At 67.5% G+C, this 9616-nt stretch carries 10 protein-coding genes; 5 read left to right on the top strand and 5 right to left on the bottom strand.

Features of this window, described 5'->3' with window-relative positions; genetic code table 11:
- From RT697_RS25855 to RT697_RS25845, 3 genes are all read right to left on the bottom strand, one after another.
- Positions 1 to 193: CoA transferase (locus tag RT697_RS25855; protein WP_313702510.1), on the bottom strand; the 193-nt coding region annotated here is incomplete at its 3' end.
- Positions 194 to 226: 33 nt separating this feature from the next.
- Positions 227 to 1393, bottom strand: a complete 1167-nt coding sequence (locus RT697_RS25850) for an acyl-CoA dehydrogenase family protein (protein WP_313702509.1) — start codon at positions 1391 to 1393, stop codon at positions 227 to 229.
- A 27-nt stretch (positions 1394 to 1420) separates the two neighbouring features.
- A complete protein-coding gene (locus RT697_RS25845; protein WP_409517491.1) occupies positions 1421 to 1912 on the bottom strand; it encodes a MaoC family dehydratase in 492 nt (163 codons plus the stop codon).
- Positions 1913 to 2017: 105 nt separating this feature from the next.
- On the opposite strand from RT697_RS25845, the gene RT697_RS25840 reads away from it, so the two are divergent.
- The 3 genes from RT697_RS25840 to RT697_RS25830 all read left to right on the top strand — a co-directional run bounded on the left by RT697_RS25840 (position 2018) and on the right by RT697_RS25830 (position 5980).
- Complete coding sequence (locus RT697_RS25840) at positions 2018 to 3040, top strand: NADP-dependent oxidoreductase (RefSeq protein WP_313702507.1); 1023 nt, start codon at positions 2018 to 2020, stop codon at positions 3038 to 3040.
- Entirely contained in the window at positions 3041 to 3508 is a 468-nt protein-coding gene (locus RT697_RS25835; protein ID WP_313702506.1) for a MarR family transcriptional regulator, read from the top strand.
- Positions 3509 to 3649: 141 nt separating this feature from the next.
- Positions 3650 to 5980: a TonB-dependent siderophore receptor gene (locus tag RT697_RS25830; RefSeq protein ID WP_313702505.1), complete on the top strand. Its 2331-nt coding sequence runs from the start codon at positions 3650 to 3652 to the stop codon at positions 5978 to 5980.
- Here the strand turns inward: RT697_RS25830 and RT697_RS25825 are convergent.
- On the bottom strand, positions 5977 to 7227 hold the full coding sequence (locus RT697_RS25825) for a HAMP domain-containing sensor histidine kinase (RefSeq protein ID WP_313702504.1): 1251 nt from the start codon (positions 7225 to 7227) through the stop codon (positions 5977 to 5979). The genes RT697_RS25830 and RT697_RS25825 overlap by 4 nt on opposite strands.
- 43 nt (positions 7228 to 7270) lie before the next feature.
- A complete protein-coding gene (locus tag RT697_RS25820; RefSeq protein ID WP_313702503.1) occupies positions 7271 to 7954 on the bottom strand; it encodes a response regulator transcription factor in 684 nt (227 codons plus the stop codon).
- 196 nt (positions 7955 to 8150) lie between these two features.
- Between RT697_RS25820 and RT697_RS25815 the strand changes: the two genes are divergently transcribed.
- Positions 8151 to 9278, top strand: coding sequence for an ABC transporter substrate-binding protein (locus tag RT697_RS25815; protein WP_313702502.1), 1128 nt, complete (start codon positions 8151 to 8153; stop codon positions 9276 to 9278).
- Between the two features lie 6 nt (positions 9279 to 9284).
- The coding region (locus RT697_RS25810; protein WP_313702501.1) for an iron chelate uptake ABC transporter family permease subunit at positions 9285 to 9616 on the top strand (332 nt) is incomplete at its 3' end.

Below are 9616 nucleotides of genomic sequence, written 5' to 3'. Positions count from 1 at the left end.
GCTTGTTCCGGTTCACGCTCAGGAACACGGTGCCGTCGTCCTGCCGAAACGGCGGCCAGCGCCGCGTATCGTCGCCCTTGAGCGGCTCGACCTTGATGACCTCCGCGCCCATGTCGCCCAGGTACTGCGTGCACAACGGCCCGGCCAGCACCTTGGAAAAATCCACCACCCGCAAACCTTTCAACGCATCCATCGCGTCCGTCTCCCGTGTGTATGTGTTTGACGTTCAGTACGACTTCGGCAGCCCCAGCACCTTCTCGGCGATGTAGCAAAGGATCAGTTGCGGCGACACGGGCGCGATGCGCGGCAGCATGGCTTCGCGGAAATAGCGTTCCACGTGATACTCCTTCGCGTAGCCCATGCCGCCATGCGTCAGCACCGCGGTCTCGCACGCCCGGAAGCCCGCCTCGGCGCAGAAGAACTTTGCCGCATTCGCCTCGGCGCCGCAGGGCAGGCCCTGGTCATACATCCACGCGGCGCGGCGGTACAGCAGCTCGGCCGCTTCCAGCTCCACCCAGCGCTCGGCCAGCGGATGCTGCACGCCCTGGTTCTGGCCGATGGGCCGGTCGAACACCACGCGCTCGCCCGCATAGGCCGCGGCCCGCCTCAAGCCGGCGCGGCCCAGACCGGTGGCCTCGGCCGCCAGCAGCACCCGCTCCGGATTCAGGCCATGCAGGATGTACGAGAACCCCTTGCCTTCCTCGCCGATGCGGTCTTCGACCGGCACTTCCAGCCCATCGATGAAGAGCTCGTTGGAATCCACCGCCTTGCGCCCGAGCTTTTCGATCTCGCGCACGCTGATGCGGGTGCGGTCCAGATCGGTATAGAAGAGGCTCAGGCCCTGCGTCGGCTCCTTGACCTGGTCCAGCGGCGTGGTGCGCGCCAGCAGCAGGATCTTGCTGGCCACCTGCGCGGTGGAAATCCAGATCTTCTGGCCATTGACGACGTAGCGGTCGCCCTGGCGCACCGCCAACGTGCGCAGCTTGAGCGTGTTCAGGCCTGTATTGGGCTCAGTAACACCGAAGCACGCCTTCTGCTCGCCGCTGATGATGGGCGGCAGCCAGCGGGCGCGCTGCGCATCGCTGCCGTGTACCACCACCGGATGCAGGCCGAACACGTTCATGTGAATGGCCGACGCGCCGGCCATGCCCGCGCCTGACGCCGCGACCGTCTCCATCATCAGCGCTGCTTCCAGGATGCCCAGGCCCGCGCCGCCATACTCGATGGGCATCGCCACGCCCAGCCACCCGGCGCCCGCCATCGCGGCATAGAAATCCTCGGGAAAGCCGCCCTCCTTGTCCTTGCGGGTCCAGTAATCGTCGTCGAACCCGGCGCACAGGTCCTGCACCGCGTGGCGGATGGCCGCCTGATCTTCAGTCAGCGAGAAGTCCATGGGTTAGCTCTCGGGAAAAGAAAAAGATCAAGCGGCCTGCGCGGCCGGCTGGCGCAGCATCAGGGCCACGCGCCGGCAGGTCGCCACCAGCTCGTCGCGCTGATTGAAGGCGCGATGGCCGAAGACGACGATGCCGTTCTCGGGCCGTGACCGGCTCTCGCGCAGTTCCAGCACTTCGGATTCCGCGCGCAAGGTGTCGCCGGCGAACACCGGCGCCGGAAAGCGCACCTCATCCCAACCCAGGTTTCCGACCGTCGTGCCCAATGTGGTGTCGCCGACCGAGATGCCGACCATCAGTCCCAGCGTGAAGGCGCTGTTCACGAGCGGCCGGCCAAACTCGGTGGTTTTCGCGTACTCGGCATCCAGGTGGATTGCCGCGGGGTTCAAGGTCATGGTGGTGAACAGCACGTTGTCGGTCTCGGTGACCGTGCGCCGCACATCGTGCGTGAAGTGCTGTCCGACGTGGAATTGCTCGAAATACAACCCGGCCATCGTTGTCTCCTTGCGCGCTCGCGGGATACTGTTCCCGTCTTGGCATGGGGACCCATGCCGGTTGCGCTAAACTGAACGCTAACATACTGTATGTGTGCATACAATATTGGGAACAACCCGAGGAGACACCCCATGCCCGCCAGCCCCGCCATCAACCGGCAAGTCGTCCTGAAAGCCCGCCCGCTGGGCATTCCGCAGGCCGAACACTTCGAGATCCGCACTGCGGCGGTGCCGGAGCTTCGCGACGGCGAAGTGCTGGTGCGCAATCAGTTCCTGTCGGTGGACCCGGCCATGCGCGGCTGGGTGAACGCCGCGGCCAACTATTCGGAGCCGGTCGGCATCGGCGAGGTCATGCGCGCGTTCTCCGCCGGCCGGGTCGTGGCCTCGCGCAATCCGCGCTATCCGGAAGGCAGCCTGGTCATGGGCCTGCTCGGCTGGCAGGATTACGCCGTCACGGATGGCAAGGCGATCCGCCGCCAGGTGCTTGAAACCGACCTGCCGCTTTCGCTGTCGCTTGGCGTGCTGGGGCTGAACGGGATCACCGCCTATTTCGCGCTGAACGCCTGCGGCGAGCCCAAGGCCGGCGAGACCGTCGTGGTGTCCACCGCTGCGGGCGCAGTGGGTTCCGTCGTCGGCCAGCTGGCCCGCCACCAGGGCTGCCGCGCGGTGGGCATCGCCGGCGGCGAAGACAAGGCGCGCCTGTGCGTGGAGGCGTTCGGCTACGACGCCGCGCTGGATTATCATGCGCCCGGCTTGGAGCAAGCGTTGTCCGACGCCTGCCCCGGCGGCGTCGACGTGTACTTCGACAACACCGCCGGGCGCATCAGCGACGCCGTGCACCCGCTCATCAACCGGCACGCGCGCATCGTGATCTGCGGCACCGCGTCTGTCAGCAGCTGGGACCCCTGGCCGCAAGGCCCGCGCATCGAACGGCACCTGCTCAACAAGGCCGCGCGCATGCAGGGCTTTCTGGTGTGGGACTACGAGCACCGCTACGAGGAAGCCATCACCGCGCTCGCCCCGCTGGTGCGCGAAGGCAAGCTGCGCTATCGCGAAGAGATCCTGGACGGCATCGAAGCCGCGCCGGGGTCGATCGCCGATCTGTACCAGGGCAAGAACATGGGTAAACGCCTGATCCGGCTGGAGGACGCCTGAATGACCGAGAAGGTTGCAACACACGGGGAGAACTGGGACCAGCGCCTGGGTTTTCTGATGCACGACGTTTCGCGGCTGCGCCGCAAGGTGTTTGACGAGGTCATGAAGCCCGAGGGCATCACGCGGTCGCAGTGGTGGGTCATGGCGCACCTGTCGCGCCATGACGGCATGTCGCAAAGCGATCTGGCCGATGTCCTGGACCTGGGGCGCGCTGCCCTGGGCGGGCTGGTCGACCGGCTGGAGGCGCTAGGCTTCGTGCGGCGCGGCGCCGACGACCAGGACCGCCGCACGAAGCTCGTGCTGCTGACACCCGAAGGCCGCGCGATGATCGAGCGCATGCGGGTCAAGAGCGACGTCATGAGCGAAGCGATCCTGCAAGGGCTGAACGCCGAGCAGCGCCACCAGCTTGCCGACATGCTGGGCATCGTCAAACGCAATCTGCTTGCCTTCGATACGTCGCGCGCCTGACGACACCGCCGTTCCCTTCGGCTGGCGCGAATCCAAACCGCCAGCCTTTCCCGCCCGCGCCCATCCCCGCGTCTTAACAGGATCTTGAGACGCGCCTCCCTAGAATCCGGAACGATTCTCATTGAGGCACTCAAGATCGTCATGGCGCAACAACAAAAAACACACTCCCAGGGCGCGTTCGCCCTGAAAACCTTGGGCATGGCGCTGGGCGCCGCCGCCTCCACGCAGGCACACGGCCAGACGCCCCCGGCCGACAACGCGGTGCTCCTGGCGCCCGTCACCGTGCAGGCCGACGCCCCGCCCTTCAAGGCAGACCGCGTCCAGTCCGGCAAATTCACGGAGCCGCTGCTCGACACCCCGCAAAGCATCACCGTCGTGCCACGCGCCGTGCTGGAAGAGCAGCAGGCCAAGAGCCTGCAGGACGTGCTGCGCAACGTGCCGGGCATCACGTTCAGCTCGGGCGAAGGCAATCTCGACTGGGGCGACATGTTCACGATCCGCGGGTTTTCGGCGGAACAGAGCATCACCGTGGACGGCATCCGCGACGCAGGCTTGTCCAGCCGCACCGACATCTTCAACCTGGAACAGGCAGAGGTCTTCAAGGGCACGGGTTCCATCGAATCCGGCATCTCGGCCGTGGGCGGCAGCGTCAATCTGGCCAGCAAGGAAGCCCGGCTGGGCTCGTTCTACAAGATGTCCGGCGGCCTTGGCACGGATCATTACCGGCGCATCACCGCTGACCTGAACCAGGAACTGACCGACAGCGCCGCCCTGCGCGTCAACCTCATGCGCCACCACAACGGCGTGGCCGAGCGCGACGTGACGGAGTTCGACCGGTCCGGCGTCGCGGCGTCGCTGGCGATGGGCCTGGGTTCGCCCACCCGCGTCACCGTCAACTACCTGCATCAGGAAGACGACAACATCCCCGACGGCGGCGTGCCGATCCAGCGCGGCACCGGCGGCAAGCGCATGCCGAACGTCGCGCGCAACGCCTGGTACGGCGATCCTGGCCTGTACACGGAGCAGACGCGCACCGATCAGGCCACGATGAAGGTCGAGCATGACTTCACCCAAGCGGCGCGCCTGACCAACATCAGCCGCTGGCAGCAGACGGACCGCATCGGCGTACTGAGCCCGGCGCGCTTCAATTCCACGTCGCGCACGTCGTACGGCTATGTGGGCGCCGGCCCGTTGGTGCAAAGCGCCGACGGAATCGCGTCGTACAGCGGCTTCACGCCGCTGCGCGATCCCTCGCCCTACGCCCAGATGCGCGGCAACGACTTCGGCACGTCCAAGCGCTACACCATCCTGGCCAACCAGACCAACCTGAACCTCGACTTCCACACCGGCGGCATCAAGCATGCCGTCGTGACGGGCGTGGAGTTCTATAAGGAAACCTACGGCGATCATGCACGCACGATCCGCGCGCCGTCGGTCAATCCGGTGCTCGACCTGCGCAACACCGGCGGCGTGGACATGGGCGGCGTGGATACGCTGAAGGGCAATTCGGGCAACAAGGCCGAAGTCTTCAACGCCGGCCTGTATGCCGCGGACACCGTGACGTTCAATCCGCAATGGATGCTGCAAGGCGCCCTGCGCTACGACCGCTACCGCGTCACGCAGACGGCCGGCGCCGCCACGCAGCGCGTCACCGACGGCGCCTTCAGCGGCCGCGTGGGCCTGACGTACAAGCCCGTGGAGAACGGCAGCGTCTACGTGTCGTACAGCCAGGCTGCGCAACCGTCGGCGATGGGCGCGTCCACCAACAACAACATCTACGGCGCCACCGGCTCCGACACCTACCAGCCGGCCGTCGCCCGCACGTGGGAACTGGGCACGAAGTGGGACGTGGCGGGCGGCGACCTGTCCTTGACGGGCGCTCTCTTCCGTACGGAACTGACGGATTCGTGGGAATACGGCGACGACGCCACCGACGTGGTGCGCGCCCTGCCCGCCAAGCGCGTGGACGGCATCGAGCTGGGCCTGTCGGGCAACATCACGCCGCGCTGGTCCGCCTTTGCCGGCGTCAGCGCCATGAAGAGCCGCATCACCAAGGGCGCGAACCAGGGCGAAGAAGCCAAGAACGTGCCGGATCTGACGTTCAATCTGTGGACCACCTTCGCGGCCACGGAAGACCTGTCGCTGAGCTATGGTGCGCAGTACGTGGGCAAGCGGCGCTATACGGACAACAAGTACGTCGGCGGCAAGAACAACAACAGTTCCACGGTGTCCGGTCCTTACGGCACGCATCCGGTCTGGGTGCGCGACAACGAAAAGGCGCCGTCCTACTGGCTGCATTCCGTGGCGGCGCGCTACCGGTTGAACAAGAACGTGACGCTGGGCGTGAACGTTGACAACCTGTTCAACAAGTTCTACTACAGCCGCATCGGCGCCTCGCTGGACGGCTTCCAGCTCTACGGCGTGCCGGGCGCGGGACGCACGGCCATGTTCACGGCCGACGTCGCCTTCTAAGCCGAGGGGGCCGGCGCAGGTCCGGCCAGGTCCACGCGGAACTGGCTGCCCTGCCCGGGGCGCGACGCCAACGACACGCGCCAGCCCTGGTGTTCGCAGATGCGCTGCACCAGGGACAGTCCCAGTCCCAGATTGCCATCGTCGGGCTGATCGCCGCGCACGAAGGGGTTGAAGATGGCGGCTTGGCGTTCCAGCGCAATGCCGGGGCCGTTGTCGTTCACCTGCACGAAATCGGGCCCGGCCGTGACGACGACGCTGGCCTGCGGTCCGGCGTACTGGAGCGAATTGCGGATCAGGTTGGACAGCACCGCGCGCAGCAGCGGCGCGGGGAACAGCAAGGCCTCTTCCTGCGCACCGGCCGCCGCCAGCGTCAACTGCATGCCGCGCCGCTGCGCCACCGGCGACCAGGCGGCCAACTGGCCGCGCGCGGTGTCCGCGGCGCTTTCGCGCGGAAACAGGCCGGCCGCGTCGCCGCCGCGCGCCAGCATCAGATAGGTGTCCAGCCGCTCGCCCATTTCGGCCGCGGCTGCCTCGATACGGCCAAGACGGGCCTGTCCTGCCGCGTCCAGCGTCTGCTCTTCGCGCAGCAGCTCGCAGGAACTGGAGATCACCATCAGCGGCGTGCGCAGTTCGTGCCCGACGTCGGCCGTGAAGAGCTGCTCGCGTCTGAGCGCCTGTTCGAGCTGGTTGTAGGTCGAGTCGAACGCGGCCGCAAGCTGGCCGATCTCGTCCGGCGGATAGTCTTCGGCCAGCCGGGTCTGCGGCGGCTGTGCGCCGCGCGCATTGACCTGGGCGGCCAGCCGCGCAAGCGGGCGCAGCAGGCGCCGCGTCGCCAGGATGCCCAGGACGAACGCCAGCGCCAGGCTGGCCGCCAGCCCCGTCACCGCCGTCCAGTGCGACGCCGACTGGTTCTGCTCGTACTCGGTGTAGTCGCGCAGCAGCATGTAGCGCTGGCCCTTGAAGTCGTCGACCATCACATGCCACACGCGGTCGTTGCGCTCGATCTTGTGAAAGCCCGGCGCCAGCGGCCGCAGCCAGTCGGGAAACGCCGCGCTGCCCGGATCGCCATGAAAGAAGCGGTTGGGCCGCCCCGGGTCGATGCCCGCCAGGAAGTCGCCCCGCACCCGCTCCACCGCCATGCCCATGTCGATGCGCTGCAGATGCGCCTCCAGCTTGCCGACGCTCCACACCGACAACCAGGTCAGCAGGCCCGCGACCAGCAGCGCCAGCGCCACATAGGTCAACACAAGATGACGCGCCAGGCCGCGCCGCGCCGCGCGTCTGCCCCGGTCAACCATCGTTCGCCGCCCGCAACTGGTAGCCGATGCCATGCACCGTGTGCAGCAGCGGCGTGTCGTAGGGCTTGTCGACCACGTGACGGATCTGGTGGATGTGGGTGCGCAGGCTGTCGCTGTCCGGCGGCGAGTCGCGCCAGAGCGCCTCTTCCAGCCGGGCGCGATGCACCACCGACGGGCTGGCCCGCATCAGCAGGGTCAGCAATTGCAGCGGAGACGGCGGCAGGCGCAGCGCCTGGCCCGCCCGCGCGAGCGCCAACGTGCCCGTGTCCAGCGTCAAGTCGCCCACGCGCAGCACGCGGGCGGCGCTCGCCCCGCTGGCCCGATGCAGCAGCGCCTTGACCCGCGCGGCCAGTTCGGCCAGCGCGAAGGGCTTGACCAGGTAATCGTCGGCGCCTGCGTCGAACCCGGTCAGCCGGTTGTCCAGCGTGTCGCGCGCCGTGACCATGATGACGGGGGTGTTGCACGCGGCCTCGGTGCGCAGCCGGCGGCACAGTTCGTAGCCGTCCAGGCGCGGCAGCATCAGGTCCAGCACGATCAGGTCGAACTCGCCCGAGGCCGCCATCGCGTAGCCGCGCTGGCCGTCTTCGGCGCAATCGACGATGTAGCCGCGCCGCGTCAGGTGATGGGTGATGTTGGCAAGAATGTCGGGGTCGTCTTCGATGACGAGAACGCGCATGGCGGGACCGCTCGGCGAATAACAATCAATCTCACATTGTAGGGGCGCGGTCCGGCGCACGGCGGCGGTGCGGCGCCAACGCCACAGCCGCGATGCGTCTTAACAAATTCTTGAGGAGGGTTGGCGGACACTGCCCGGCGATAAGAATGGTTCGCGTTACCTGCACCCCGCGGCTGACGCTCCTGAAGGATTCGCCATGCGTTCGATTGCCCTTTTCCGTGCGGCGGTGGCTGCCGCCGCCCTGTTTTGCGCCCTGCCCGGCGCCCATGCCCGCGAAGTCACCGATCTGGCCGGCCGTGTCGTGACGGTGCCTGACCACCCGAAGCGCATCCTGCTGGGCGAAGGCCGCTTCGCGTTCGCCATGGCGCTGCTGGACCGGCACGACCCCGTGGCGCGCGTGGTCGGCTGGCAGGGAGAGCTGAAGCAGCAGGATCCGTACTCCTGGAACCAGCTCGTCAAGCGCTTCCCCAAGGCGGCCGACGTGCCACTGATCGGCAAGACGTCGGAAGCCAGCGTCAGCCCGGAAAAGATCGTCTCGCTAAGGCCCGACGTGGCGATCTTCAGCGTCAGCGGCCATGGCCCGGGCCGCAACAATCCGATGATCCCGGCGTTGCAGGAAGCCGGCATCCCGATCGTCTTCATCGACTTCCGCCAGCACCCCGTGCGCAACACGGTGCCCAGCATGCGCATCCTGGGCCAGGCGCTCGATCGTGAAGCCGAGGCGGAAAGCTATATCGCCTTCTACGAAGACCACCTCGCCCGCGTGCGCAAGGTCGTGGAGCCGGTGCCGCAGGCGCAGCGGCCGCGCGTCTTCGTGGAAATGCTGGCGGGCGTGTGGCCGGCCTGCTGCCACACCACGGGCAACGGCAACTTCGGTGACTTGCTGGAAGCCGCCGGCGGCGTCAACGTCGCGGCGCCCGTCGTGCCCGGCGCGATCGGCGACGTGAGCCTGGAGTTCGTCATCGACGCCAAGCCGGATGTCTACATCGCCACCGGCAGCCGCTCCGAACCCGGCCGTCCCGGCCTCTTGGCCGGTCCCGGCGCCGATCCGAAGGTATCCGCCGACAGCCTGACCACGCTGCTGGACCGCGACGGCATCCGCGACCTGGACGCCGTGAAGCAACACCGCGCCTTCGGCATCTGGCACGCGTTCTACAACTCGCCCTACAACGTGGCCGCCATCGAGGCGATGGCGAAGTGGCTGTACCCCGAGCGCGCCGCCGCGCTGGATCCGCAAGGCACGCTGGACGCGTTGTACGGCCAGTTCCTGGATCTGGACAACGCGGGCGCCTTCTGGACGTCTCCGGCCGCACCAGCAAAGTAGTCCGCCATGACCGGATTCGCCCCCGCCGCCGCATCGCCCGCGGCGTCTGTTCCCGACGATCCCATCGCCGCCTACCGGCGCGCGTTGCGCAAGCGCCTGCTGCTGACCTTTGTACTCGTGCTGGCCATCGTGGCCAGTTTGCTGGCCGACATTGCCAGCGGACCGGCTTCGCTAACGCTGCCCGAGCTGCTGCGCACGCTGCTGCACCCCGAGGTGTCAGACACCGGCACGCGCGTCATCGTCTGGCAATTCCGCTTGCCCTACGCGCTGATGGCGTTGCTGGTCGGCGTGGCGCTGGGCCTGGGCGGCGCCGAGATGCAGACCATGCTGGACAATCC

This window comes from Achromobacter sp. (assembly GCF_032113835.1).
Lineage (GTDB): Bacteria > Pseudomonadota > Gammaproteobacteria > Burkholderiales > Burkholderiaceae_B > Achromobacter.
This window is presented reverse-complemented; position numbering and strand designations above follow the sequence as displayed.